We start from the raw sequence: 25,576 nt of genomic DNA, 5'->3' as shown, positions 1-25,576 counted from the left end.
CAGCTGACAGACCGCAATCGGGGGCAAGCCCCCTCCCACATTTGATTTGTGTCAGACCAACTGACGGCGCAGCTCGGCCAGTACCGGCGCTGATTCCGGGCGCACACCGCGCCACAGGAAGAAGGCTTGCGCCGCCTGCTCAACCAACATACCCAGCCCATCCATTGCCACCGCAGCACCGTGTTCCTCAGCCCAGCGACAAAACGCGGTGGGCTCCTTGGCGTACATCATGTCGTAGCAGAACGTCTTGCCCGGTTCGATCAAACTGCCCGCAATCGGCGGTACATCGCCCGACAGGCTGGCGGAAGTGGCGTTGATGATTACGTCCACCGGCTCACGCAGCCAATCGAAACCGCTGGCCGACACCGGCCCCAGGTCGTCGAACAGCTCGGCCAGCACTTCCGCTTTTTCCACGGTGCGGTTGGCGATAATCAGCGAGGCAGGCCTCTCGGCCAGCAACGGCTCCAACACGCCGCGTACCGCGCCACCGGCGCCCAGCAGCAGGATGCGCTTGCCCTGCAGGTTCAGCCCGGCGTTCACCGTCAGGTCGCGCACCAGGCCGGTGCCATCGGTGTTATCCCCCAGCAACGTGCCATCGGCCAGCTTGCTCAGGGTATTCACCGCGCCGGCGCGTTGGGCGCGCTCGGTGAGGGTGTCGGCCAGCCGGAAAGCGTCTTCCTTGAACGGCACGGTGACGTTCGCGCCACGACCGTGTTGAAAGAACTCACGGGCGCAGCCGGTGAAATCCTCCAGCGGCGCGAGCAGTGTGCTGTAGTCCAGTTGCTCGCCGGTCTGTTCGGCGAACATGCGGTGAATCAACGGCGATTTACTGTGGCCGATGGGATTGCCGAAGACGACATAGCGATCCATCACTCCACCGCCTTGGGCGCAGCCAGGCCGAGCCAGTCGCGGTCCTGCAGGAAGTAATCGGTGAGGCGCGCTTCATCGCTGCCGGCTTCGGCTTTCCAGTCGTAGCTCCAGCGCACCTGGGGCGGCAGCGACATCAGGATCGACTCGGTACGCCCGCCCGATTGCAGGCCGAACAGGGTGCCACGGTCATAGACGAGGTTGAACTCGACGTAACGCCCCCGGCGAAACTCCTGGAACTGGCGCTGCTGTTCGGTATAGGCCATTGCCTGGCGGCGTTGCACGATCGGCAGGTAGGCGTCGATATAGGCATCACCGATGGCGCGGATGAAGGCGAAGCAGGTGTCGAAGCCCCACTCGTTCAAATCATCGAAAAACAGGCCGCCGATGCCACGCGGCTCGTTGCGGTGCTTGATATGGAAATAGGTGTCGCACCAGGCTTTATAACGCGGGTAGACGTCCGCGCCGAACGGCGCACAGGCCTGCTCGGCCACGCGATGCCAGTGCACGCAATCCTCTTCATTGCCGTAGTACGGCGTAAGGTCAAAGCCGCCGCCAAACCACCACACCGGCTCTTCGCCTTCTTTTTCTGCGGTGAAAAAGCGCACATTGGCGTGGGACGTCGGCACATGGGGGTTATGGGGATGGATCACCAGCGACACACCCAGCGCCTCGAAGCCGCGACCGGCCAGTTCCGGGCGGTGCGCACTGGCGGACGGTGGCAAGCCGCTGCCGAACACGTGGGAAAAGTTAACGCCGCCTTTTTCGATCACCGAACCGTTTTCAATCACACGGGTGCGACCGCCGCCACCCGCAGGCCGGGTCCAGGCGTCTTCGATAAAGCGTGTGTCCGTCTCGAAGGTTTCCAGGGCGCTGCAAATGCGGTCTTGCAGGTCAAGCAGGTAGGCTTTAACAGCCTCGGTGCGGGTAGTCATGGCATCACCTTGAATCGGGCAAAGCTACGCGAGGCCATTGGGCGTCGGCGGCAAATGGGCGCACAGGATACCACCGCACCCCGTGCCGTCGCAGTTGACGAAGATCAAGCTTAGGAGTCCGATAGGGGCCTTTGTATTATTCGACCCAAGGAGAAGGCAAATGGCCAAACGTATCCAGTTCAGCGCCCATGGCGGCCCCGACGTGCTCGAGTATGTGGACTACACACCAGCGGAGCCTGGCCCACAGCAGGTTCGGGTACGTAACGAAGCCATTGGCCTGAACTTCATCGACACTTACTTTCGCAGCGGCCTTTACGCACCACCGAGCTTGCCATCGGGGCTGGGCGCAGAGGGCGCTGGCGTGGTCGATGCCGTGGGCAGTGACGTCAGCCAGTTCAAGGTCGGCGACCGCGTGGCCTACGGCAGCGGCCCGCTGGGCGCCTACAGCCAGTTGCATGTCTTGCCCGCCGCCAACCTGGTGCACCTGCCAGACGAGATCAGCTTCGAACAGGCCGCCGGCGCCATGCTCAAGGGCCTGACCGTGCAGTACCTGTTGCGCCAGACGTATGAGTTGAAGGGCGGCGAAACCATTCTGTTCCACGCCGCTGCCGGCGGCGTGGGCTCCCTGGCCTGCCAATGGGCCAAGGCGCTGGGCGTCAAGTTGATCGGTACCGTGAGCTCACCGGAGAAGGCCGCCCTGGCCAAATCCCTGGGCGCCTGGGAAACCATCGATTACAGCAAGGAAAGTGTCGCACAGCGCGTGCTGGAATTGACTGACGGCAAAAAGGTGCCGGTGGTGTATGACGGCGTTGGCAAAGACACCTGGCTGACCTCGCTGGACAGCGTGGCACCGCGTGGCTTGGTGGTGAGTTTTGGGAATGCGTCGGGTGCGGTGGACGGGGTGAACCTGGGAATTCTGGCGGCGAAGGGTTCGCTGTATGTCACCCGCCCAACGCTGGCGACCTATGCGAGCAATCCAAAGGACTTGCAGGCAATGGCCGATGCTCTGTTCTCGATGATCAGGAGCGGCAAGGTGCGCATTGATATCAACCAGCGTTATGCGCTGGCGGATGCGGCCAAAGCGCAGACCGAATTGTCGGCGCGGCGCACGACCGGCTCAACCATTCTGCTGCCTTAAGCAAGTCATCGGGAGCAAGCCCCCTCCCACCCCTTGACCGAGTCGTCATGACGAACACCGATCAAATGTGGGAGGGGGCTCGCCCCCGATGGGGGCAACTCGGTCTCAAGACGGTCGCACCACATCCCCTGTCACCAGGTCGCGGATCAGGCTCGGGTTCTTGCGCCCACCCAGGGCGCCACCCAGCACAAGGTCCACTTGCCCACGGAAATACTGCTCCACCCGAATCCGCGTACGCGCGGCCGGGCGGCCCTGGGGGTTGGCCGAGGTGGAAATCAACGGCCCGACCTGGGCGCACAAATCCCGTACCAATGGATGGTCACTGACCCGTAGCGCCACGGTGTCATGCACACCGGTGACCCATTGCGGCAGCAAGTCCTGATGGGGCACCAGCCAGGTATTCGGCCCAGGCCAGGTGCTGGCCATGCGCTCGATCCAGGTGTCGGGGAAGTCTTCGAACAGGAAGTCGAACTGGCGAATGTTGTCCGCCACCAGGATCAGGCCCTTATCCACTGAGCGACTCTTGATCGCCAGCAGACGGTCCACCGCTTCTTCATTCCACGGGTCGCAGCCCAGGCCCCAGACCGCTTCGGTCGGATAAGCAATCACCGCACCTGCGCGAATTTCTCGTGCGGCTTCCAGCACACGCCACCTGTTGACCATTGTTTACCCTCCGAACTAAAGCTGTGGGCAGTTTACCGATCTTCGTTACAAAACCCAGCTACAAAAGCCGCTACAAACGCTCGCAGCGCGCCAGCCAGCGCCCGCTTTCGCAGATCACCTGGCCCTCGAGTTCCAGCTCGGTCAGGGTCGCCAGCACCTGGGACAGCGGCCGGCCACTGGCAATCGCCAGGGCTTCGCTGGTATGGGGAGCCGCGTGCAGCAGGGCCACCAGCGGATGCACCACCGGCACCGGCGCCGGGCGTGACAGCGCCTGCCAACCGCGCAAGCCTTCCAAAATGTGTTCGATGGTTTCCACCAGCACCGCGCCATCGCGAATCAACTGGTGACAGCCCTTGGCGCCGGGGTGATGGATGGAACCAGGAATGGCATAGACCTCACGCCCTTGTTCCGCGGCCAGGCGTGCGGTGATCAGCGAACCACTGGCCATGCCGGCTTCCACCACCAGAACACCCAGGGACAACCCACTGATGATGCGATTGCGCCGTGGAAAGTTACCGGCCTGGGGTGGGGCGTCCAGGGGAAACTCGGAAACCACGGCGCTGCCCTGGGCAATCATGGCGGCGGCGAGCGTCTTATGGCGCTGTGGATAAAAATTTTCCAGGCCGGTGCCGAGCACGCCGATGGTATGACCGCCCACGTCCAATGCGGCTTGGTGAGCCGCACCGTCGATGCCCAGTGCGAGGCCGCTGGTGATGACAAAACCGGCACTGGCCAGGCTGCGGGAAAAGGCGGCGGCGGTGTCCATGCCGGGGCGGGAAGCACGACGGCTGCCGACCACGGCCAGCTGCGGTTTTTCCAGCAACGTCGGATCGCCGGCAACGAATAACAGCGGCGGTGCATCGTCGATCTGGCCGAGCAGTGCAGGGTAGTCAGGCTGGTCCCACATCAGTAAATGCTGGGCCGGGCGGGCCAACCATGCCAGCGCCGCACTGGCGCCATCGCGAACATCGGCACTGCGCCGGGCATCGGCACTCACCGCCCGCAACCCGAGCGCGCGCCAGGCACTGGCCGGTGCACTGATGGCTTTGGAAGCAGAGCCGAACGCCTCGATCAACACGCGAAAACGCTGGGAGCCCAGTTCCGGCAGCCTGTGCAAGCGTAGCCGGGCTTCCAGCTCTGCCGGAGAAATTTCGTTGCTGTTTATCGGAAACATATGATCATCCTTGACCGGAACAAGCTGTGGATAACTCTGTTGGTAACTTATTTAGCAGGCTATTTATTGCGTTTGATCGGCGCTCTCGAAACGGTCCATTACCGCCAGGGAGCGGGACGCACTGAGCACCAGGGCATAGCTGAGTTTTTCATAGGTGCGAAATACCAACAGCGTGCCGGCGCGAACCTCCGGGAGTCTGGTCGGGCTACCGGTAAGCGCATCGCGCACCGAGGCGCCAGCCCGGATCACCGTAAGCAATTGGCCTTCGACCAAGCCATCGCGGCGCCCCTTGTTCAGGGTTACCGTATCCAGAACGCCGATCTGCGTGACCCCCTTGGGGATGTCGATGATGTGCCCTTCAACGAAGGGTGCAGTTGCAGGGATTTTCAGGTCCGCCAGGCCGACGTCGGGTTCGGCGCGCAGCAAACGGTCGCCTGGGCGCACCTCCTGGGTCACCCTTTGCACGGCCAGGGTGGTCAGGTCATCGGCCAGCAAAAAGCGCGCGGTGCCGATGTCGTCGGCGTTGACCCCAAGCAATTCTCGAGTGTTGGGGTCGGTGTAGACCCTGCCTCGGCGGAAGATCCCATAGCTCGGCTGGGTCGGGTCCAGGCTGCCTCTGGCATAGATGCGTTCACCCGAGGCGCCCAGCACGCGCCCGGCATCGGCGGCAACGATATAGGGCGCGTTGTCCAGGTCCTGGGGCGAGTCGAGTATGCGGTTGTGCAGCAAGAAGCCCTGGATAGCCTTTTGCGTGGAGGGATCCAGGCGCTGGCCGGGCTGGGGGATCAGCGCCATGGCGAACGGGGCCCACAGCAGCAAGACGAGTAGCGATTTCCTCATGGGGTCAATCTCCTTTATTATGTGCGTTCGCGTGAAACGCCATAGCCTTCGCGGCTTTCGAACGTTTCACACCGGCTGCCTGGGTCCATCCCACCGCCGATTTGCCTCTACCTCACATGTGCAGCAATTACGCTTATGGCTATTTTGAACATCCTCGAATTTCCCGACTCGCGCCTGCGCACGATCGCCAAGCCGGTGGCCGTAGTGGACGACAAGGTTCGTCAGTTGGTCGATGACATGTTTGAAACAATGTATGAAGCCCCGGGCATCGGCCTCGCCGCGACCCAGGTCAACGTGCACCTGCGCGTCGTGGTCATGGACCTCTCCGAAGATCGCAGCGAACCGCGGGTGTACATCAACCCCGAGTTCGAACCGCTGACCGACGAGATGGGTGAATATCAGGAGGGCTGCCTCTCGGTGCCGGAGTTCTACGAGAACGTCGAACGCCCCCTTCGCGTGAAGATCAAGGCCCTGGACCGCGACGGCAAGCCGTTCGAGCTGATTGCCGAAGGCCTGTTGGCGGTGTGCATCCAGCACGAGTGCGACCATCTCAACGGCAAGCTGTTTGTCGATTACCTGTCCACCCTCAAACGTGACCGGATCAAGAAGAAGCTGGAAAAAAAGCATCGCCAGCAAGCTTGATGCCCTCCTTCCAAAGGCTTGCTGCGGCAAGCCTTTTTCTTTTGTGACTGTTTTTAACCGAGAACTCCGATGACCGAGCCACTGCGCATTGTTTTTGCCGGTACACCCGAATTTGCCGCCGAACACCTCAAGGCGCTGCTTGCCAGCCCATATGAAATCGTCGCGGTGTACACCCAGCCGGATCGCCCGGCCGGGCGCGGGCAAAAACTGATGCCCAGCCCGGTCAAGCAACTGGCGCTGGAACACAGTATTACCGTGCTGCAGCCACCGACCCTGCGCAACGCCGACGCCCAGGCTGAACTGGCCGCACTGAAGCCGGACCTGCTGGTGGTCGTCGCCTACGGTTTGATCCTGCCCCAGGCCGTACTCGATATCCCGCGCCTGGGCTGCATCAACAGCCACGCTTCGTTGCTGCCACGCTGGCGCGGCGCGGCGCCGATCCAGCGCGCGGTGCAAGCCGGCGACAGCGAAAGCGGCGTGACCGTCATGCGCATGGAAGCCGGCCTGGACACCGGCCCGATGCTGCTCAAAGTCACCACCCCGATTACCGCTGAAGACACCGGCGGCAGCCTGCACGACCGCCTGGCTGAAATGGGCCCGCCCGCCGTCATCCAGGCCATCGCCGGTCTCGCTGCCGGCACTCTGGAGGGCGAAGTGCAGGACGACAGCCTGGCGACGTACGCCCACAAACTGAACAAGGACGAAGCCCGCATCGACTGGAGCCGCCCGGCCGTGGAGGTGGAGCGCTGTGTACGGGCCTTCAACCCATGGCCGATCTGCCACAGCACCCTTAACGGCGAAGCGTTGAAGGTGTTGGCCGCGACCCTGGCCGACGGCAAAGGCGCACCCGGCGAGATTATCGGTGCCAGCAAGGACGGCCTGTTGGTGGCGTGCGGCGAACAAGCGCTGTGCCTGACCCGTCTGCAATTGCCCGGCGGCAAAGCGCTGAACTTCAGCGATTTGTTCAACAGCCGCCGTGAGAAATTTGCCTTGGGCAGCGTACTCGGGGCGGCCGCCCAATGAACCCACGTCTGGCTGCCGCCAAGGCTCTCGCCGCCGTCCTCAACGGCAAGGCGTCGCTGAACAGTTCGTTACCCACGCAACTGGATAAGGTTGAAGACCGCGATCGCGGTTTCACCCAGGACCTGGCGTTCGGCACCGCCCGTTGGCAACCACGCTTGTCGGCGCTGGCAGCCAAACTGCTGCAAAAGCCGTTCAAGGCGGCGGACGCTGACGTCGAGGCGCTGTTGCTGGTGGGTCTGTACCAGTTGCTCTACACCCGCGTGCCGGCACACGCCGCCATTGGTGAAACGGTTGGTTGCGCCGACAAGCTGAAAAAGCCCTGGGCCAAGGCCCTGCTCAATGCCGTGTTGCGCCGCGCCCAGCGCGAAAGCGAAGCGCTGCTGGCCGAGTTGGAACATGACCCGGTGGTGCGTACCGCGCATCCACGCTGGCTGCAAAAATCCCTGAAGGCCTTCTGGCCCGAGCAATGGGAGGCCATCTGCGCAGCCAATAACGCGCACCCGCCGATGATCCTGCGGGTCAACCGGCGCCATCATAGCCGCGACGCCTATCTGCAATTGCTCAGCGAGGCCGGCATCAACGCCGCGCCATGTGTGTACAGCATCGATGGCATCGTGCTCGAGGCCGCCGCCGACGTGCGCAGCCTGCCGGGCTTTGCCGAAGGCTGGATCAGCGTGCAGGACGAAGCCGCGCAATTGGCCGCCGACCTGCTCGACCTGGCGCCCGGCCAACGCGTACTGGACGCCTGCTGCGCGCCTGGCGGTAAGACCTGTCATATCCTTGAAGTCGAAAAAGACCTGGGCGGTGTAGTTGCCGTCGACCTGGAAGCCAAACGCCTGGTGCGCGTACGCGAGAACCTCGCACGCCTGGGCCTCAGCGCCGAGCTGATCGCCGCCGACGGCCGCGACACCGCCACCTGGTGGGATGGCAAACCGTTCCAGCGCATCCTGCTGGACGCGCCGTGTTCGGCCACCGGCGTGATCCGTCGTCATCCAGACATCAAGCTGACCCGCCAGCCCGACGACATCGCCGCCCTGGCCGTGCTGCAAGGCGAACTGCTCGACGCGCTATGGCCGACCCTGGAAGTCGGCGGCATCCTGCTGTACGCCACCTGCTCCACCTTGCCCACCGAGAATACCGAGGTCATCCAAGCCTTCCTTGCCCGCACCAGCGGCGCGCGGGAACTGGACCTTGCGACCACGGCCGGCATCAAGCAACAGCACGGCCGGCAACTGCTCGCGCAGGAAGGCGGGCACGACGGCTTCTACTACGCCAAACTGATCAAGATTGCCGCCGCGCGCGGCTGAATGGGTTTAAGGGAGTGACCGGATGAAAATCATCATCCTTGGGGCAGGGCAGGTCGGTGGCACGCTGGCTGAACATTTGGCCAGTGAAGCCAACGACATCACCGTGGTCGACACCGATGCCGAGCGCCTGCGCAACCTGGGCGACCGCCTGGACATCCGCACGGTACAAGGCCGTGCGTCGTTCCCGACCGTGCTGCGCCAAGCCGGCGCCGACGATGCCGACATGCTCGTGGCGGTCACCAATAGCGACGAAACCAATATGGTCGCCTGCCAGGTCGCCCACACGCTGTTCCACACCCCGACCAAGATCGCCCGTGTCCGCGAAGCGGCCTACCTGACCCGCGCCGGCCTGTTCGACAACGATGCCATTCCGGTGGACGTGCTGATCAGCCCGGAACAGGTGGTCACTCACTACATCAAGCGCCTGATCGAAATTCCGGGTGCCTTGCAGGTGATCGACTTCGCCGGCGGCAAGGCGCAGCTGGTCGCGGTAAAGGCCTACTACGGCGGCCCGCTGGTGGGCCAGCAACTGCGCCAACTGCGCGAACACATGCCGAATGTGGAGACGCGCGTAGCGGCGATTTTCCGCCGTGACCGGCCGATACTGCCCCAGGGCGACACCGTGATCGAAGCCGATGACGAAGTGTTTTTCATCGCGGCCAAGGCGAATATTCGTGCAGTGATGAGCGAAATGCGCCGGCTCGATGAAACCTATAAACGCATCGTCATCGCAGGCGGCGGGCAGATCGGCGAGCGCCTGGCCGAGGCCATCGAAAGCCGTTATCAGGTGAAGATCATCGAGATGAGCCCGGCGCGCTGCCGGCATTTGTCCGACACCCTCGACAGCACCGTCGTACTGCAAGGCAGCGCTTCGGATCGCGACCTGCTGATGGAAGAAAACATCGCCGACGCCGATATCTTCCTGGCGCTGACCAACGATGACGAGGCCAACATCATGTCCTCGCTGCTGGCCAAGCGGCTGGGAGCGAAGAAGGTGATGACCATCATCAACAACCCGGCCTATGTCGACCTGATCCAGGGCGGCGATATCGACATCGCCATCAGCCCGCAATTGGCGACCATCGGCACGTTGCTCGCGCATGTGCGCCGTGGCGACATCGTCAGCGTGCACTCCCTGCGCCGTGGCGCGGCAGAGGCGATCGAGGCGATTGCCCATGGCGACTCCAAGTCGAGCAAGGTCATCGGCAGGGCGATCCGTGATATCGGCTTGCCACCCGGCACCACCATCGGCGCGATCATTCGCGATGAAGAAGTCATCATCGCCCACGACGATACGGTGATCGCCACCGGTGACCATGTGATCCTGTTCCTGGTGGACAAGAAACATATACGCGATGTGGAGAAGCTGTTCCACGTGGGGTTGAGCTTTTTCTAATCAAGGAGTGACTGACATGCTCGAATCCCTGGAGAAAATGCTCGCCAAGGGTGCGGATAATTCGCTGCTACGGTTTGGCTTGGGCAAGGGTTATCTGGATCTGAAGGACCACGCCAAGGCGGCGGAGCACCTACAGATATGTGTCGAGTTCGACCCTAAGTATTCGGCGGCCTGGAAGTTGTTGGGCAAGGCGCAGTTGGGGCAGGGTGATAACGCTGCCGCACGAGACGCGTGGGAAAGAGGCTTACAGGCGGCCCAGGCCCATGGTGACAAACAGGCCGAAAAAGAGATGACGGTGTTCCTGAAGAAACTCGACCGCCAAGCCTGAACGCAGATCAAAATGTGGGAGGGGGCTTGCTCCCGATAGCGGTGTGTCAGTCTATGCATGGTTGACTGAACCACCGCCATCGGGAGCAAGCCCCCTCCCACATTGTTTTGTGTTGTGTTTGAGTCAGCGGTGAATCAGTACCACCGCGCCTCGCCCGGCGGGCGTTTCTTGAAGCGCTTCATGCTCCACATGTACTGGCTCGGGTAGGCGCCGACGTACCGTTCCACTACCTTGCTCATCGCCGCGCAGGACGTGGCGGTGTCGGTGCTGTACATGTCTTCCGGGGCCGCTTCCAGAATCACTTTGTAGCCTGAGCCGTCCGGCAGGCGCAGGGCGTGCAGGAACACGCCGACCGCCTTGTGGCCCGCGAGCATGTTCGGTACGAACTTGCTGGTCAGCGCCTGGGTCGCGAAGAACGGCACGAAGATCCCGGCGGATTCAGCCGGCTCGGGGTCGGCAGGGATCCCCACCTGGCCGCCTTTGCGCACTTCCTTGATCACGCTGAGAATGCCTTCCTTGGTGGACGCCGCCACGCGGTTGCCCAGTTGCACGCGTTGCTTGCGCAACAGCTCGTCGACCGCCTTGAGCTTGGGCGGGCGATAGAAAATGATCGGTTTGCACTGGCTGCAATAGAAATGGTTGAGCACTTCCCAGTTGCCCAGGTGGCTGGTGATGCCCACCACGCCTTTACCCGATGCCAAGGCTTCGTGCAGCACCTCCAGGCCTTCGACTTCGCGCACCAGGTCGATGGAACGCTGGGCCGGCCAGATCCAGGCGCAGGCGCTTTCGGTCAATGACTTGCCGATGTCCATCAGGCTGCGGCCCACCAGGCGCTCGCGCTCGGCCGGGTCCATGTCCGGGAAGCATTTGGACAGGTTGATCCGCACCGTGTCGCGGGAGCGGTTGGGGGTTTTCCACATGATCCAGCCGATGCCCGTGCCGACGGCCTGTACGGCGCGCCAGGGCAGCAGAGCAAACAACCGAAGAGCGCCTACCAGCAAGGCGCCTTTAAACTTTTCCACAGGTCACTCCTGATCGTGTGTGGTACGCAAAGCGCGCATTCTAACCGGCGTTGACCAGGTCCGCGTAACGGTCGCAGTCCTGAGTGTGGTCCATGACCATGCCCGAGGCCTGCATGAACGCGTAGCAGATGGTCGGCCCGACAAAGGTGAAGCCGGCCTTTTTCAAGGCTTTGCTCATCGCTTGCGCCTCGGGCGTAATCGCCGGGACTTCGCTGCGATCCTTGAAGTGATTGACCTTGGGCACGCCGCCGACGAACGACCAGAGCAAACCTACCGGGTCTTCCAGCGCCAGCCAGGCTGCGGCATTGCGGCGTGTGGCGTTGAGCTTCAGACGGTTGCGCACAATGCCCGGGTCTTGCATCAGCGCTTCGATTTCAGCGTCGGTCAGCTTCGCCAGGCGCTGCGCATCAAAGCCGAACAAGACCTTCCGGTAATGCTCGCGTTTGCGTAAAACGGTGATCCAGGACAGGCCCGCCTGGAACCCTTCGAGCAAAAGCAACTCGAACAAACCCTGCGCATCGCGCAGCGGCGTTCCCCACTCTTGATCGTGATAAGCCATGTACAGCGGATCTTCAGAACACCAAAAGCAGCGTGGCATAAGGCTCCAGGGAGTGGTGGCAGGGCCGAATCGGGTATACTCCCGCTCTTTAAATCGCAGCCCAAGTAACAGGTGAATTTCGTGAGCCAGCCTACGCCAGCCGTGCGTACCTTCCAAGACTTGATCCTCGCCCTCCAGCAATACTGGGCCGAGCAAGGTTGTGTGGTACTTCAGCCCTACGATATGGAAGTAGGCGCCGGCACTTTCCACACCGCTACATTCCTGCGGGCCATCGGCCCGGAAACCTGGAACGCCGCTTATGTGCAGCCCAGTCGTCGCCCGACTGACGGCCGCTACGGCGAGAACCCGAACCGTCTGCAGCATTACTACCAGTTCCAGGTGGTATTGAAGCCCAACCCGGACAACTTCCAGGAACTGTACCTGGGCTCGCTGAAACATGTCGGCCTGGACCCACTGGTCCACGACATCCGTTTCGTCGAAGACAACTGGGAATCACCGACCCTTGGCGCCTGGGGCCTGGGCTGGGAAGTGTGGCTCAACGGCATGGAAGTGACGCAATTCACCTACTTCCAGCAAGCGGGCGGCATCGAGTGCTACCCGGTGACCGGCGAAATCACCTACGGCCTCGAGCGCCTGGCCATGTACCTGCAAGGCGTGGACTCGGTCTACGACCTGGTGTGGGCTGACGGCCCGTTCGGCAAGGTTACCTACGGCGACGTGTTCCACCAGAACGAAGTGGAGCAGTCCACTTACAACTTCGAACACGCCAATGTCGACAAGCTGTTCGAACTGTTCGACTTCTATGAAAGCGAAGCCAAGCGCCTGATCGAGCTCGACCAGCCGCTGCCGTTGCCAAGCTATGAAATGGTGTTGAAGGCGTCCCATACCTTCAACCTGCTGGACGCGCGCCGTGCCATCTCGGTAACCGCGCGCCAGCAATACATCCTGCGTGTACGCACCCTGGCGCGTTCCGTCGCCCAAGCCTACCTGCTGGCTCGCGCCAAGCTGGGCTTCCCGATGGCAACCCCGGATTTGCGTGATGAAGTGTTGGCTAAGCTGGAGGCTGCACAATGAGTGCTCAAGATTTCCTGGTTGAACTGGGCACCGAAGAGCTGCCACCCAAGGCACTGAACACCCTGGCCGATGCGTTCCTGGCCGGTATCGAAAAAGGCCTGCACAGCGCTGGCCTGAAGTTCGCCGCGAAAAAGGTCTACGCCGCGCCACGCCGCCTGGCGGTATTGCTCACCGCGCTGGAAACCCAGCAGCCGGACCGCAATATCAACCTCGATGGCCCGCCGCGTCAGGCCGCGTTCGACGCCGACGGCAACCCGACTCAGGCAGCACTGGGCTTTGCCAAGAAGTGCGGCGTCGAGCTGAGCGAAATTGACCAGAGCGGCCCGAAACTGCGTTTCAGCCAGGTCATCGCCGGCAAGCCAACGGCCAGCCTGTTGCCGACCATCGTCGAAGACTCCCTGAACGACCTGCCAATCCCCAAGCGCATGCGCTGGGGTGCTCGCAAGGAAGAGTTCGTACGCCCAACCCAGTGGCTGGTGATGCTGCTCGGTGACCAGGTCATCGAGTGCACCATCCTCGCCCAGAAGGCCGGCCGCGATTCCCGTGGCCACCGCTTCCACCATCCGCAGAGCGTGCGCATCACCTCGCCGGCCAGCTACCTCGATGACCTGCGCACCGCCTACGTGCTGGCCGATGCCAGTGAGCGTCGCGAGCTGATCAGCAAGCGCACCGAAGAGCTGGCTCGCCTGCAGGAAGGCACCGCCATCGTGCCGCCAAGCCTGCTCGACGAAGTGACCGCCCTGGTTGAGTGGCCCGTGCCGCTGGTCTGCTCGTTCGAAGAACGCTTCCTCGATGTGCCACAGGAAGCGCTGATCACCACCATGCAGGACAACCAGAAGTACTTCTGCCTGCTGGATGTGGATGGCAAGTTGCTGCCGCGCTTTATCACCGTGGCCAACATCGAGAGCAAGGACCCACAGCAGATCATCGCCGGTAACGAAAAAGTCGTGCGTCCGCGCCTGACTGACGCCGAGTTCTTCTTCAAGCAAGACAAGAAGCAGAAGCTCGAAGACTTCAACCTGCGCCTGCAAAACGTGGTGTTCCAGGAAAAACTCGGCAGCGTCTACGACAAGGCCGTGCGCGTTTCCAAGCTGGCGGCCTACATCGCGCCGCGCATTGGTGGCGACGCCGCCTGGGCCGCACGCGCAGGCCTGCTGTCCAAGTGCGACCTGGCTACCGAGATGGTCGGCGAATTCCCTGAGATGCAAGGCGTCGCCGGTTACTACTACGCCCTCAACGACGGCGAACCCAACGACGTGGCCCTGGCGCTGAACGAGCAGTACATGCCGCGTGGTGCCGGTGCCGAGCTGCCAAGCACCCTGACCGGTGCGGCCGTGGCCATCGCCGACAAGCTGGACACCCTCGTCGGTATCTTCGGTATCGGCATGTTGCCTACCGGCAGCAAAGACCCGTATGCCCTGCGCCGTGCGGCCCTGGGCGTGCTGCGTATCCTGATCGACAAGAAGCTGGACCTCGACCTGACCCAGGCCGTGGTGTTTGCGGTCGGCCAGTTCGGTACCAAGGTCAAGCAATCGGGCCTCGCCGAGCAAGTGCTGGAGTTCGTGTTCGACCGCCTGCGTGCGCGTTACGAAGACGAAGGCGTGGACGTTTCCGTCTACCTGTCGGTACGTGCCCTGCAACCGGGTTCGGCGCTGGACTTCGACCAGCGCGTACAAGCCGTACAGGCGTTCCGCAAGTTGCCGGAAGCCGATGCCCTGGCCGCCGTGAACAAACGTGTATCGAACCTGCTGAGCAAAGCCGACAACCTCGGCACCGCCGAAGTCGACCCAGGTCTGTTTGCCGACGCCAAGGAGTTCTCGCTGAACTCGGCGATCGCCAAGGCGGAAAACGCCGTGAAGCCGCTGATCGCCGAGCGTAACTACGCCGAAGCCTTGGCGCGGTTGGCGTCGCTGCGTGAGCCGGTGGATGCGTTCTTCGAAGCGGTGATGATCAACGCCGAAGATGCCGGCGTGCGGAAAAACCGCTACGCCATGCTGGCGCGTCTGCGTGGGTTGTTCATCAACATCGCTGACATTTCCGTACTGGGCTGATCATGTTGAAACTGCTGATTCTCGATCGGGACGGGGTGATCAATTACGACTCCGACGCTTACATCAAGTCGGTGGCGGAATGGATTCCACTGCCCGGTTCGATCGAGGCCATCGCGCAGTTGAGCAAGGCCGGCTGGACAGTGGCCATTGCCACTAACCAGTCCGGCATCGCCCGCGGTTATTACGACATTGCCACCCTGGACGCCATGCATGCGCGCTTGCGCACATTGGTGGCGGAGCAAGGCGGTGAGGTGGGGCTGGTGGTGTACTGCCCCCACGGGCCGGATGAGGGCTGCGCTTGCCGCAAGCCCAAGCCCGGCATGTTGAAAACCATTGCAGAACATTACAAGGTGCCCTTGGCTGGGATATGGTTCGTCGGGGACAGTCTCGGTGACCTGGAGGCGGCCAAAGCCGTCGACTCTCAGCCAGTTTTGGTAAAGACCGGGAAAGGCGAAAAGACCCAGGCGAAAAACCTGCCGGTAGGCACTTTGATTTTTGACGATCTGGCGGCGGTTGCCGCAGAACTTATCAACAACTAGCCGCCCTCGACTTCCTGACCAAGGATTGTTCGGGAGTGCGCTTTTAACAGGCGGGCCGTGTCCCGCAACGGTAAATGCCGCCATGTCGATTTTGCAGGCCATCAGAACCTTTTTCTTTTACCTGCTGCTGGGCACCAGTTCGTTTCTCTGGTGCACCCTGAGCTTTTTTATTGCACCGTTCCTGCCGTTCAAGGCGCGCTATCGCTTCATCAATGTGTATTGGTGCCGCTGCGCGTTGTGGCTGTCCAAGGTATTTCTGAACATCCGTTTCGAGGTCAAGGGCGCCGAGAACGTCCCGGACCAGCCCTGTGTGATCCTGTCTAACCATCAGAGCACCTGGGAAACGTTCTTTCTCTCGGCGTACTTCTCGCCCTTGAGCCAGGTGCTCAAGCGTGAGCTGCTCTACGTGCCGTTCTTTGGTTGGGCCATGGCAATGCTGCGCCCGATTGCGATCGACCGCGACAATCCCAAGGCGGCGCTCAAGCATGTCGCCAAGAAGGGCGACGAGCTGCTCAAGGATGGCGTTTGGGTGCTGATCTTCCCGGAAGGTACGCGTGTGCCTTATGGCACTGTCGGCAAATTCTCCCGAGGTGGCACTGCGCTGGCGGTCAACGCCAATCTGCCGGTGTTGCCGATAGCCCATAACGCCGGCAAGTTCTGGCCCAAGACCGGCTGGGCCAAACGCCCAGGCACCATTACCGTGGTGATCGGCGAGCCCATGTACGCAGAGGGCGAAGGCCCGCGTGCCATTGCTGCATTGAATGACCGCGCCGCTGCCTGGAATGAAGCGCAGCAGCGGGCCATGGGTTCGTTGCCGCCGGAGCCCGTAGTGGTAGAGACGCCGGAGATTTGAGCATCTGTGGATAAGCTGTGTACGGTTTGTTGGAAAATGTGCATTTTTGCTCAGTAACCTGCTGATTTACAGGCATATTTCTGAAGCGCATAAAATCTCAGAAAACGTGCATAAGTTTTTTCTTCATAAAAAAACCGGTCGTTGTGACCGGTTTTTTATGCACAGCAGAAAAGATCGTTTTCAGTCCTCTAAAGGTGGCAATTGCAGGATGAACGTCAAGCCCTTACCCAGCTCACTTTCACAGCTGACATGCCCACCGTGGCGTTCTACGACGGCCTTCACCATGGTCAGGCCCAACCCTAGGCCGTCACTGCCTTGGGCCGAATTGAAGCGCCGGTATTGGTTGAACAGCTCTGGCAAATCTTCTGGCGCAATTCCGGGCCCCTGATCGCTGATGCGGCATTCCAACCAACCCTCCACACAGCCATGACTCAACCGGACGGTGGTGCCGGATGGCGAATACTTGATCGCGTTTTCCAGCACATTGAATAGCGCACGGGTGAGCAGCGATTGATCGGCGCGCACCATGCCTTCGTCTGCCTCATTCAGATCGTGCACCAGATGAATGCCCTTGAGTTGGGCGAGGACCGCCACCTGATCGAAAGCATCCATCACCAGCATGGCGAACAATGTAGGTTGGAATTGATAGCCGTCAGCCTCGGCTTTCGCCAATTGCACGAAGGACTCGGTGAGGCTCAGCGCGCGTCGGACCTGTTGTTCGATCTGGCCAAAGATGGGCGATTTACTGTCGTGTACATCCAACAGCGCAAGAATTGCCGAATGCGGTGCGCGCAAGTCATGGGACAGAAAGCGCAGCATGGTCTCGCGATGCTGTTGCGCTTCGCGTTCCTTGCTTAAATCCGTGAGGCTCAGTAGCCAGCCAAGGGCGAAATCACCCTCGGCCGGAAGCAAGGGCGCGAGCTCCATGCGCAAGCTGCGTTGGTGGATATCACGAAACTCGACCAGCTCCAGTGCAGACAGGGCAGGGCGCACGCCGTTATGCAGCGGTGGGTAACCCAGGTCTGCGAGCTGTTCGAGGAGGTTTTCGCGTACCAGGTCGTTGCCGAATACGTCACGGGCAACGCGATTGGCCAACAGGATGCTGCCCTGGGGATCGGTGATCAGTGTTGCGACCGGCAGGCATTCCAGTCCATCCGCCATAAAGCGCCGTGTATCTCGGGTGCGACTGACCGCCTGCTCGAGGGCGAAGATGCGCCCCTGAAGCACATCGCCCTTGCTGGCCGGTGCACGACGCCGCTCTGGCAACACTTTCGGTTCGTTATCCAGGCGCGCCAGTTCCCAGCCGAAGTAGGCGAGGATCACGCTCAGGCGCCGCCAGTTCCAGATCAGATAGCTGAGCAACAACCCAATCAGGCAGGCCGCAGGCGACCACCAATGGCCCAGGCTCAGTAACGCCCACGACATCAGTACCGACGCGGCCATGCAGCCCAGGGTCATCCATAGCGCATAACGCGGGCGATACAGCAGCAGGCCCAGCAACAATGCCACCACGGACGTAGCCATCAAGGCCGCCAGCCAACCCGGCAGATCGACAATGCTGCGCCCCTGCAGTAAACCGTTAAGCACATTGGCCTGGATCTCCACGCCCGCTGTAGAGCCGGTCGCGCAGAGCGGGTTATTGAGGGCCAGGCCCGGACTCAAGGATAAGTAAGCAGTGAAGGGCAACAGTACCAAGCCAATCAGCAACCATTCGCGCACCAGCCCGTGGAACAGCAGCTGCGCCCGGGTGGGTTGGCGTTTTTCAGCTTTACTCCATAGCTTCACAGGGCCACCGCTACAGGCCCGCCATAACATCGGTGATCGTCATATGAACCTGTCATAAGCCCGGTCTCCCTCCAGGTGGTTACGATGGGACGCATTAGAGGTGCTGAAACCAGTGAAGCTTATTTCGGTCTTACCGGAGGACCCGGTAGTCACCATAGCGTATATCGATCCTTTTCCTCATAGCCAGGAGCCGGTATCTTCCCCTTGAGGGCCGAGGATTTTCGCTGGTTACGGTCCTTTGATATCAGCGTACCCAGAGTTTCGGAGTTCGTTGTATCCGCCCATAATTATTCAGATTCAGCGGCGGGCCTGTGTATGTGCACAAGGCGCCCCTGATTAAGCTGCCGTATTTTTGCAGGAAGGATCCACTCATGCGTGTCGCAATACTGGATGACGAGCCCGCCGAGTTGAGACGGGTAGAACAGACACTGCGACAGATTCCCAGCACTTCGGAACAACCCTGGTCCGTGCATTGTTTTGAGCGCGGCGAGGACCTGCTGCGCCAACTGCGCCGTGAAACCTTCGACCTGTTGATACTCGACTGGCAACTGCCGGATATCAGCGGCATTGCGTTGTTGCGCTGGACCCGCGAGCACATGGAGTCACCACCGGCCGTGATCATGCTCACCAGCCGCGATGCGGAGAGCGACATCGTCACGGCGCTCAACAGTGGAGCGGACGACTACGTCAGCAAACCCTTTCGTCCTAATGAACTCAAGGCTCGGGTGAGCGCTGTCCTGCGCCGACACGGGCTGCAAAAGTCCGCCAGCAATGAACTCCAAAGCTTCAATGACCTGACGTTCGATGATGCCGAGTTGACGGTCACGCGCGCCGGCACACCGATCAACCTCACCGAACGGGAGTACCGCTTGGCCAGCTGCCTGTTTGCCAACCTGGCGCGGCCACTGTCTCGCGAATACCTGTATGAGCGGTTTTGGTCCCATGAGGAAATGGCATCGTCTCGCCCCCTGGATACGCATATCTACCGCTTGCGCAACAAGCTCGGATTAACGGCGGACCGAGGATGGCAGCTGCTGACGATCTACGGGTACGGCTATCGGTTGGAGAGTGTGGCGGCGCCCGCCGAGGGATGATGTTCCACGTGGAGCATTTCAATAATGCTTAACAAACACCCATAAAAAAGGCCAACGCTAGCGTTGGCCTTTTTGTTTTTGCCGGTACCTGATCAGAAATCCAGGTTAGACACCGCCAAGGCATTGCTCTCGATGAAGTCACGACGAGGCTCGACCGCATCACCCATCAGGGTGTTGAAGATCTGGTCTGCGCCAATGGCGTCTTCGATGGTCACTCGCAGCATGCGACGCTGAGCCGGGTCCATGGTGGTTTCCCACAGCTGATCCGGGTTCATTTCGCCCAGACCTTTGTATCGCTGGATGGTGTGACGCTTGGTACTTTCGGTCATCAACCAGTCCAGGGCTTCCTTGAACTCCTTGACCTGCTTCTTACGTTCGCCACGCTGAATATAAGCGCCGTCGTCCAGCAGCGTGCTCAATTGCGCGCCGAGGGTGACCACCGTCTTATAGTCGTTGCTACCGAAGAAGTCGCGGTTGAAGGTGACGTAGTTCGACAGGCCGTGCGAGATCAGTTCCACTTCAGGCAGCCACACGTTGCGTTCACGGTCTTCGCGCAGGCTGGCTTTGTACACCAGGCCAGACTTCTCTACCGTGCGCAGACGCACTTCGTACTGGGCCAGCCAATCCTGCATCGCAGCATGATCGCCCAGCTGTTCCAGGCTCACGGCCGGCAAGTAGATGAAGTGCTCGGTCAGCTCCTGCGGGTACAGGCGCGACAGGCGCTTGAGTGTCTTCATCACCATGCGGAAGTCGTTTACCAAGCGCTCCAGCGCCTCTCCAGAGATGCCTGGGGCTTCGTCGTTCAAGTGCAGGCTGGCATCTTCCAGGGCCGACTGCGTCATGTACTCTTCCATGGCGTCGTCGTCTTTGATGTATTGCTCTTGCTTGCCCTTTTTCACTTTGTACAACGGCGGCTGGGCGATGTAGATGTAGCCGCGCTCGATCAGTTCAGGCAACTGACGGAAGAAGAAGGTCAGTAGCAGGGTACGAATGTGCGAACCGTCGACGTCAGCATCGGTCATGATGATGATGTTGTGATAGCGCAGCTTGTCGATGTTGTACTCGTCACGGCCAATACCGCAGCCCAATGCGGTGATCAAGGTGCCGACTTCCTGGGAAGAAATCATCTTGTCGAAGCGTGCTTTCTCGACGTTGAGGATCTTACCCTTCAACGGCAGGATAGCCTGGGTACGACGGTTGCGACCCTGCTTGGCGGAACCGCCAGCAGAGTCACCTTCCACCAGGTACAGCTCGGAGAGGGCAGGGTCCTTCTCCTGGCAGTCGGCCAATTTGCCTGGCAGGCCAGCGATGTCCAGTGCGCCTTTACGACGCGTCATCTCACGGGCTTTACGCGCCGCTTCACGCGCACGCGCGGCATCGATCATCTTACCGACGACCAGCTTGGCTTCGTTCGGGTTCTCCAGCAGGAAGTCGGAGAAGTACTTGCCCATCTCCTGTTCCACGGCGGTCTTCACTTCGGAGGACACCAGCTTGTCTTTGGTTTGGGAACTGAACTTGGGGTCCGGAACCTTGACCGAAATAATCGCGGTCAAACCTTCACGGGCATCATCACCGGTGGTGGCGACTTTGTGCTTCTTCGCCAACCCTTCCGCTTCGATGTAGGTGTTCAGGTTGCGCGTCAGCGCGGAACGGAAACCCACCAGGTGAGTACCGCCATCGCGCTGGGGAATGTTGTTGGTGAAGCACAACAGGTTCTCGTTGAAGCTGTCGTTCCACTGCAGGGCGATTTCCACGCCGATGCCGTCTTCACGCTGAATGTTGAAGTGGAACACCTGGTTGACCGCGGTCTTGTTGGTGTTCAGGTATTCAACGAACGCGCGCAGGCCGCCTTCGTACTTGAACAGCTCTTCCTTGGCGCTGCGCTCGTCCTTGAGGACGATGCCAACACCGGAGTTGAGAAATGACAGTTCGCGAATCCGCTTGGCCAGGATGTCCCAGCTGAAGTGGATATTCTTGAAAGTTTCAGCCGAGGGCTTGAAGTGAATCTGGGTGCCCGTGGTTTCACTGTCACCGACGATTTTCATCGGTTCCTGTGGCACACCGTGGACGTAAGTCTGTTCCCAGATTTTGCCGCTGCGGCGTACGGTGAGAACCAGCTCTTCGGACAGAGCGTTCACTACCGAGACACCTACGCCGTGCAAGCCGCCAGACACTTTATAGGAGTTGTCGTCGAACTTACCGCCGGCGTGGAGCACGGTCATGATGACCTCTGCCGCCGAGACGCCTTCTTCTTTGTGCACGTCTACCGGAATACCGCGACCGTTGTCGCGTACAGTAATAGATTCATCCGGGTGGATGATGATGCTGATGTCGTCGCAGTGACCGGCCAGAGCTTCGTCGATGGAGTTATCGACCACCTCGAACACCATGTGGTGCAGACCGCTACCATCATCGGTGTCGCCAATGTACATACCGGGACGTTTGCGTACGGCATCCAAACCTTTCAGCACTTTAATGCTGGTCGAGTCGTACGTGTGTTCTTCGCTCATGCCTTCACTCCCGATGGTCGTGGGTCTGGGTGATACGGCCTTGTTCCACGTGGAACAAAGCGACTGGCGTTTCCGTCTGCCAGCCTTCCCTCAATAATTCGTGGTCTACACAGGTGATAAACACTTGGCAGCGTAAGTCTTCCAATAAGCGGCATAGCGCGCGGCGGTGTTGCTCGTCGAGTTCGGACGGCAAGTCATCCACCAGATAAATACATTGGCCGCGTCGGGACTGGCTAACCAGATGCCCTTGCGCAATACGCAATGCACACACCACCAACTTCTGCTGGCCGCGGGACAGGATATCCGCAGCATTATGAGCGCCTAATCTAAGGCGCAAATCAGCGCGTTGGGGTCCGGCCTGGGTGTGGCCAATTTGCTGATCACGCTGCAGAGACGTCGCAAGCACTGCACTCAGCTCACGTTCCTTGTCCCAACCGCGGTAATAACTCAGCGTCAGCCCCTCAAGGTCCAACAACTCACTCAAGGTCTGCTCAAAGACTGGTTTCAAGGCTTTGATATAGGCACGGCGGTATTCATCTATTTCGTCGCTGGCCAGGCACAGTTCCCGGTCCCAGGCCGCTTGTGAAGCGGCGTCAAGTGTACCATGCCGCAGCCACGAGTTCCGCTGCCGCAGGGCCTTCTGCAGGCGCTGCCAAGTGGCCATGAAACGCGGTTCCACGTGGAACACTCCCCAATCGAGGAATTGTCTGCGGATCTTCGGTGCGCCTTCCAACAGGCGGAAGCTGTCGGGGTTGATCAACTGCAACGGCAGAATTTCTGCCAATTGCGCAGCACTGCGCGCATTCTGCCCGTCGATGCGAATCTGAAACTCTCCGCCGCGATCGCGGGATATCCCCAGGGCGCTGTGTCCACCCTCGGCCAATTCAACTTGGCCAAATACCGTGCACGCCAGCTGCTCGTATTGAATCACTGGTAACAGGCGGGCGCTGCGGAAGGAACGGGCGAGGCCCAGCAGGTGGATGGCTTCCAGCACGCTGGTTTTGCCACTGCCATTGGCGCCATGGAGAATATTGATGCGAGGGGAAGGGGAGAAGGTCACCGGGTGCAGATTGCGCACCGCGGTGACCGAGACGCGACTGAGGGACATCTAGCTTCTGCTGAGCATGATTACAGGCGCATCGGCATAACAACGTAAGCCGAGTCGTCGTTATCGGATTCTTGTACCAGCGCGCTGCTATTGGAGTCCGACAGAATCAGGCGAACCTGTTCGGTGGTCATCACACCCAGCACGTCCAGCAGGTAGCTCACGTTAAAGCCGATTTCCAGCGAACCGCCGTTGTAGTCAACGCCCACTTCTTCTTCGGCTTCTTCCTGCTCCGGGTTGTTGGCCTGGATCTTCAACTGACCGTTGGCCAATTGCAGACGAATACCCCGGTACTTCTCGTTCGAAAGAATGGCCGTACGGCTGAATGCCTCACGCAGGGCCTGGCGATCGCCGAGCACCAGCTTGTCACCGCCTTTAGGCAGTACGCGCTCGTAATCCGGGAATTTGCCGTCAACCAGCTTGGAGGTGAAGGTGAATTCGCCGGTAGTCGCGCGGATGTGGTGTTGCCCCAGGACGATGCTGACGTTGCCATCCGGCTCGGTGAGCAAGCGCGCCAACTCGAGGATGCCTTTACGCGGCACGATGACCTGGTGACGATCCGGTTGGCCGATATCGGCGCGCATCGAACACATCGCCAAGCGGTGGCCGTCAGTTGCCACAGCACGGATGATGCCTTCGGACACTTCCAGCAGCATGCCGTTAAGGTAGTAACGCACGTCCTGCTGGGCCATGGCGAAGCTGGTGCGCTCGATCAAGCGACGCAGCTTGCTTTGCTCCAAGCTGCAGGTCAGCGAACCCGGGCCTTCTTCAACCGTAGGGAAATCATTGGCCGGCAAGGTCGACAAGGTGAAACGACTGCGACCTGCCTTGACCACCAACTTCTGCTCGTCGAGCTTGATGTCGATCAGCGCGTCGTTCGGCAGGCTCTTGCAGATATCCATCAGCTTGCGCGCCGGCACGGTGATTTCGCCGGGTTCGGCGGGTTCTTCGAGCTGCACGCGGCCAACCAGTTCGACTTCCAGGTCGGTACCGGTCAAGGACAGCTGCTGGCCTTCGACCACCAGCAGTACGTTGGACAGCACCGGCAAGGTCTGTCGGCGCTCGACGACGCCTGCGACCAGTTGCAGGGGTTTCAACAGGGCTTCGCGTTGAATGGTGAAATGCATGGTCTAGTCCCTTGCCTTAATAAGCTGCGCTGGTGTCATCACGTAGTCAGTGTACGCAGCAGGTTCTTGTAGTCCTCGCGAATATCCGCGTCGGATTCCTTAAGTTCGTTGATCTTGCGGCACGCGTGCAAAACCGTGGTGTGGTCGCGACCGCCAAACACATCGCCGATTTCCGGCAGACTGTGGTTGGTCAACTCCTTGGAGAGGGCCATGGCCACCTGGCGCGGGCGCGCTACCGAACGCGAACGGCGCTTGGATAGCAGGTCGGAAATCTTGATCTTGTAGTACTCGGCAACGGTACGCTGGATGTTATCCACACTCACCAGTTTGTCCTGCAGTGCCAGCAAGTCTTTCAGGGATTCGCGAATCAGCTCGATGGTGATGTCACGGCCCATGAAGTGCGAGTGCGCGATAACCCGCTTGAGCGCGCCTTCCAGCTCACGCACGTTGGAACGAATACGCTGGGCGATAAAGAATGCGGCATCGTGGGGCAGATCGACTTTGGCCTGGTCGGCCTTTTTCATCAGGATCGCGACGCGGGTTTCCAGCTCGGGTGGCTCTACAGCAACGGTCAACCCCCAGCCGAATCGCGATTTCAAGCGCTCTTCCAGGCCTTCGATCTCTTTGGGGTAACGGTCACTGGTGAGGATGACCTGCTGTCCGCCTTCGAGCAGCGCGTTGAACGTATGGAAAAACTCTTCCTGGGAACGTTCCTTGCGCGCGAAGAATTGAATGTCATCGATCAGCAACGCATCAACGGAGCGATAGAAACGCTTGAACTCGTTAATGGCGTTGAGCTGCAGGGCCTTGACCATGTCGGCCACGAAGCGTTCCGAGTGCAGGTAGACCACCTTGGCATTCGGGTTCTTCTTTAACAGGTGGTTACCCACAGCGTGCATCAAGTGGGTTTTACCCAAGCCAACCCCGCCATAAAGGAAGAGCGGGTTGTAACCGTGCTTGGGGTTGTCGGCCACTTGCCAGGCGGCCGCACGGGCCAGTTGGTTGGATTTACCCTCGACAAAATTCTCGAAGGTAAAGGTGCGGTTCAGATAGCTGGTGTGCTTTAACGCGCCTTCAACCTGCACAGTGCGCTGCTCGGCACGCACGGGAGCTTGCTGAGAACTGGCACCTGCCATGGGGTCGAAGCTGTCACGGGACGGCTCTTCGTTCTCCAATGCATTTTTATGCGCGGAAGACTTGGAAGGCGTCGGCGCAGGGGCAGCGGCAACCGGTGCAGCCTGGGACTGGGAAGCAGCCGCGGCCAATGGCGCATTCGGAGCAGCGCGAGGTGCGGAGCTGCGTTTGCTGCCTATTAATAAGGAGAGCACGGGCGCGATGCCGTTGCCATGTTCGTCGAGCAATTCGAGAACGCGGCTCAGGTACTTTTCGTTGACCCAGTCGAGAACAAAACGATTGGGCGCGTAGACACGCAACTCGTCGCCTTCGGCTTCGACCTGTAGCGGACGGATCCAGGTGTTGAATTGCTGGGCAGGCAGCTCATCGCGCAAAAGCTCCACGCATTGCTGCCAAAGTTCCACTGACAC

23 protein-coding genes are annotated in these 25,576 nt (G+C 60.5%); 11 read left to right on the top strand and 12 right to left on the bottom strand.

Annotated features, from left to right (window positions below; all coding sequences use genetic code 11):
- Positions 1–51: 51 nt before the first annotated feature.
- Both aroE and hemF read right to left on the bottom strand, forming a co-directional pair.
- Positions 52–870, bottom strand: a complete 819-nt coding sequence (gene aroE, locus C4J93_RS00115) for a shikimate dehydrogenase (protein ID WP_124428261.1) — start codon at positions 868–870, stop codon at positions 52–54.
- The gene (gene hemF / locus C4J93_RS00110) at positions 870–1,802 is read right to left on the bottom strand and encodes an oxygen-dependent coproporphyrinogen oxidase (RefSeq protein WP_124360592.1); all 933 of its coding nucleotides are present in this window, start codon (positions 1,800–1,802) and stop codon (positions 870–872) included. The genes aroE and hemF overlap by 1 nt, the downstream gene beginning before the upstream one ends.
- A 160-nt stretch (positions 1,803–1,962) precedes the next feature.
- Here hemF and C4J93_RS00105 point away from each other — a divergent pair, with 160 nt between their 5' ends.
- Positions 1,963–2,940: an NADPH:quinone reductase gene (locus C4J93_RS00105; protein WP_124428260.1), complete on the top strand. Its 978-nt coding sequence runs from the start codon at positions 1,963–1,965 to the stop codon at positions 2,938–2,940.
- A 105-nt stretch (positions 2,941–3,045) separates the two neighbouring features.
- Here C4J93_RS00105 and C4J93_RS00100 read toward each other — a convergent pair whose 3' ends face one another.
- The 3 genes from C4J93_RS00100 to C4J93_RS00090 all read right to left on the bottom strand — a co-directional run bounded on the left by C4J93_RS00100 (position 3,046) and on the right by C4J93_RS00090 (position 5,617).
- Complete coding sequence (locus C4J93_RS00100) at positions 3,046–3,603, bottom strand: L-threonylcarbamoyladenylate synthase (protein WP_124428259.1); 558 nt, start codon at positions 3,601–3,603, stop codon at positions 3,046–3,048.
- 70 nt (positions 3,604–3,673) lie between these two features.
- The gene (dprA, locus tag C4J93_RS00095; protein WP_124428258.1) at positions 3,674–4,777 is read right to left on the bottom strand and encodes a DNA-processing protein DprA; all 1,104 of its coding nucleotides are present in this window, start codon (positions 4,775–4,777) and stop codon (positions 3,674–3,676) included.
- Between the two features lie 63 nt (positions 4,778–4,840).
- Positions 4,841–5,617, bottom strand: coding sequence for a peptidoglycan-binding protein (locus C4J93_RS00090; RefSeq protein ID WP_124428257.1), 777 nt, complete (start codon positions 5,615–5,617; stop codon positions 4,841–4,843).
- Positions 5,618–5,752: 135 nt separating this feature from the next.
- Between C4J93_RS00090 and def the strand changes: the two genes are divergently transcribed.
- The 5 genes from def to C4J93_RS00065 all read left to right on the top strand — a co-directional run bounded on the left by def (position 5,753) and on the right by C4J93_RS00065 (position 10,313).
- A complete protein-coding gene (gene def / locus C4J93_RS00085) occupies positions 5,753–6,259 on the top strand; it encodes a peptide deformylase (RefSeq protein ID WP_005783383.1) in 507 nt (168 codons plus the stop codon).
- A 69-nt stretch (positions 6,260–6,328) separates the two neighbouring features.
- A complete protein-coding gene (gene fmt, locus C4J93_RS00080) occupies positions 6,329–7,282 on the top strand; it encodes a methionyl-tRNA formyltransferase (RefSeq protein ID WP_124408697.1) in 954 nt (317 codons plus the stop codon).
- Entirely contained in the window at positions 7,279–8,589 is a 1,311-nt protein-coding gene (rsmB, locus tag C4J93_RS00075; protein WP_124428256.1) for a 16S rRNA (cytosine(967)-C(5))-methyltransferase RsmB, read from the top strand. The genes fmt and rsmB overlap by 4 nt, the downstream gene beginning before the upstream one ends.
- Before the next feature lie 22 nt (positions 8,590–8,611).
- Complete coding sequence (trkA, locus tag C4J93_RS00070; protein WP_124360585.1) at positions 8,612–9,985, top strand: Trk system potassium transporter TrkA; 1,374 nt, start codon at positions 8,612–8,614, stop codon at positions 9,983–9,985.
- A 16-nt stretch (positions 9,986–10,001) separates the two neighbouring features.
- A complete protein-coding gene (locus C4J93_RS00065) occupies positions 10,002–10,313 on the top strand; it encodes a hypothetical protein (protein ID WP_124428255.1) in 312 nt (103 codons plus the stop codon).
- 134 nt (positions 10,314–10,447) lie between these two features.
- Here the strand turns inward: C4J93_RS00065 and C4J93_RS00060 are convergent, their stop codons facing one another.
- Together C4J93_RS00060 and C4J93_RS00055 are read right to left on the bottom strand one after the other, a co-directional pair.
- A complete protein-coding gene (locus tag C4J93_RS00060; RefSeq protein ID WP_014716285.1) occupies positions 10,448–11,335 on the bottom strand; it encodes a lysophospholipid acyltransferase in 888 nt (295 codons plus the stop codon).
- A gap of 40 nt (positions 11,336–11,375) precedes the next feature.
- Entirely contained in the window at positions 11,376–11,933 is a 558-nt protein-coding gene (locus C4J93_RS00055) for a DNA-3-methyladenine glycosylase I (RefSeq protein ID WP_124428254.1), read from the bottom strand.
- Positions 11,934–12,014: 81 nt separating this feature from the next.
- On the opposite strand from C4J93_RS00055, the gene glyQ reads away from it, so the two are divergent.
- The 4 genes from glyQ to C4J93_RS00035 all read left to right on the top strand — a co-directional run bounded on the left by glyQ (position 12,015) and on the right by C4J93_RS00035 (position 16,411).
- A complete protein-coding gene (gene glyQ / locus C4J93_RS00050) occupies positions 12,015–12,968 on the top strand; it encodes a glycine--tRNA ligase subunit alpha (RefSeq protein WP_003187265.1) in 954 nt (317 codons plus the stop codon).
- Entirely contained in the window at positions 12,965–15,019 is a 2,055-nt protein-coding gene (gene glyS, locus C4J93_RS00045) for a glycine--tRNA ligase subunit beta (RefSeq protein WP_124428253.1), read from the top strand. The genes glyQ and glyS overlap by 4 nt, the downstream gene beginning before the upstream one ends.
- The gene (gene gmhB / locus C4J93_RS00040; protein ID WP_177412761.1) at positions 15,019–15,558 is read left to right on the top strand and encodes a D-glycero-beta-D-manno-heptose 1,7-bisphosphate 7-phosphatase; all 540 of its coding nucleotides are present in this window, start codon (positions 15,019–15,021) and stop codon (positions 15,556–15,558) included. The genes glyS and gmhB overlap by 1 nt, the downstream gene beginning before the upstream one ends.
- Before the next feature lie 82 nt (positions 15,559–15,640).
- On the top strand, positions 15,641–16,411 hold the full coding sequence (locus C4J93_RS00035; RefSeq protein ID WP_124365238.1) for a 1-acyl-sn-glycerol-3-phosphate acyltransferase: 771 nt from the start codon (positions 15,641–15,643) through the stop codon (positions 16,409–16,411).
- A gap of 180 nt (positions 16,412–16,591) precedes the next feature.
- Here the strand turns inward: C4J93_RS00035 and C4J93_RS00030 are convergent, their stop codons facing one another.
- Positions 16,592–18,196, bottom strand: a complete 1,605-nt coding sequence (locus C4J93_RS00030; protein ID WP_124428252.1) for an ATP-binding protein — start codon at positions 18,194–18,196, stop codon at positions 16,592–16,594.
- Positions 18,197–18,567: 371 nt separating this feature from the next.
- Between C4J93_RS00030 and C4J93_RS00025 the strand changes: the two genes are divergently transcribed.
- Positions 18,568–19,290 (top strand): response regulator transcription factor, encoded by a 723-nt coding sequence (locus C4J93_RS00025; RefSeq protein WP_124428251.1) that lies wholly within the window; start codon positions 18,568–18,570, stop codon positions 19,288–19,290.
- Between the two features lie 92 nt (positions 19,291–19,382).
- Here the strand turns inward: C4J93_RS00025 and gyrB are convergent, their stop codons facing one another.
- The 4 genes from gyrB to dnaA are packed head-to-tail and all read right to left on the bottom strand — an operon-like array spanning position 19,383 to position 25,576.
- Entirely contained in the window at positions 19,383–21,800 is a 2,418-nt protein-coding gene (gyrB, locus tag C4J93_RS00020; RefSeq protein WP_124360577.1) for a DNA topoisomerase (ATP-hydrolyzing) subunit B, read from the bottom strand.
- A 4-nt stretch (positions 21,801–21,804) separates the two neighbouring features.
- A complete protein-coding gene (gene recF, locus C4J93_RS00015) occupies positions 21,805–22,908 on the bottom strand; it encodes a DNA replication/repair protein RecF (RefSeq protein ID WP_124360576.1) in 1,104 nt (367 codons plus the stop codon).
- 20 nt (positions 22,909–22,928) lie between these two features.
- Entirely contained in the window at positions 22,929–24,032 is a 1,104-nt protein-coding gene (gene dnaN, locus C4J93_RS00010) for a DNA polymerase III subunit beta (protein WP_124365235.1), read from the bottom strand.
- A gap of 38 nt (positions 24,033–24,070) precedes the next feature.
- Positions 24,071–25,576, bottom strand: coding sequence for a chromosomal replication initiator protein DnaA (gene dnaA / locus C4J93_RS00005; RefSeq protein ID WP_124360574.1), 1,506 nt, complete (start codon positions 25,574–25,576; stop codon positions 24,071–24,073).

It is taken from the genome of Pseudomonas sp. R2-37-08W (genome assembly GCF_003851705.1).
Taxonomy (GTDB): Bacteria; Pseudomonadota; Gammaproteobacteria; order Pseudomonadales; family Pseudomonadaceae; genus Aquipseudomonas.
This window is presented reverse-complemented; position numbering and strand designations above follow the sequence as displayed.

Bases quoted from the DNA above. Each gene is read 5' to 3' on its own strand.
- aroE (WP_124428261.1), bottom strand. From the start codon at position 870: ATGGATCGCTATGTCGTCTTCGGCAATCCCATCGGCCACAGTAAATCG.
- hemF (WP_124360592.1), bottom strand. From the start codon at position 1,802: ATGACTACCCGCACCGAGGCTGTTAAAGCCTACCTGCTTGACCTGCAA.
- C4J93_RS00105 (WP_124428260.1), top strand. From the start codon at position 1,963: ATGGCCAAACGTATCCAGTTCAGCGCCCATGGCGGCCCCGACGTGCTC.
- C4J93_RS00100 (WP_124428259.1), bottom strand. From the start codon at position 3,603: ATGGTCAACAGGTGGCGTGTGCTGGAAGCCGCACGAGAAATTCGCGCA.
- dprA (WP_124428258.1), bottom strand. From the start codon at position 4,777: ATGTTTCCGATAAACAGCAACGAAATTTCTCCGGCAGAGCTGGAAGCC.
- C4J93_RS00090 (WP_124428257.1), bottom strand. From the start codon at position 5,617: ATGAGGAAATCGCTACTCGTCTTGCTGCTGTGGGCCCCGTTCGCCATG.
- def (WP_005783383.1), top strand. From the start codon at position 5,753: ATGGCTATTTTGAACATCCTCGAATTTCCCGACTCGCGCCTGCGCACG.
- fmt (WP_124408697.1), top strand. From the start codon at position 6,329: ATGACCGAGCCACTGCGCATTGTTTTTGCCGGTACACCCGAATTTGCC.
- rsmB (WP_124428256.1), top strand. From the start codon at position 7,279: ATGAACCCACGTCTGGCTGCCGCCAAGGCTCTCGCCGCCGTCCTCAAC.
- trkA (WP_124360585.1), top strand. From the start codon at position 8,612: ATGAAAATCATCATCCTTGGGGCAGGGCAGGTCGGTGGCACGCTGGCT.
- C4J93_RS00065 (WP_124428255.1), top strand. From the start codon at position 10,002: ATGCTCGAATCCCTGGAGAAAATGCTCGCCAAGGGTGCGGATAATTCG.
- C4J93_RS00055 (WP_124428254.1), bottom strand. From the start codon at position 11,933: ATGCCACGCTGCTTTTGGTGTTCTGAAGATCCGCTGTACATGGCTTAT.
- glyS (WP_124428253.1), top strand. From the start codon at position 12,965: ATGAGTGCTCAAGATTTCCTGGTTGAACTGGGCACCGAAGAGCTGCCA.
- C4J93_RS00035 (WP_124365238.1), top strand. From the start codon at position 15,641: ATGTCGATTTTGCAGGCCATCAGAACCTTTTTCTTTTACCTGCTGCTG.
- C4J93_RS00025 (WP_124428251.1), top strand. From the start codon at position 18,568: ATGCGTGTCGCAATACTGGATGACGAGCCCGCCGAGTTGAGACGGGTA.
- gyrB (WP_124360577.1), bottom strand. From the start codon at position 21,800: ATGAGCGAAGAACACACGTACGACTCGACCAGCATTAAAGTGCTGAAA.
- recF (WP_124360576.1), bottom strand. From the start codon at position 22,908: ATGTCCCTCAGTCGCGTCTCGGTCACCGCGGTGCGCAATCTGCACCCG.
- dnaN (WP_124365235.1), bottom strand. From the start codon at position 24,032: ATGCATTTCACCATTCAACGCGAAGCCCTGTTGAAACCCCTGCAACTG.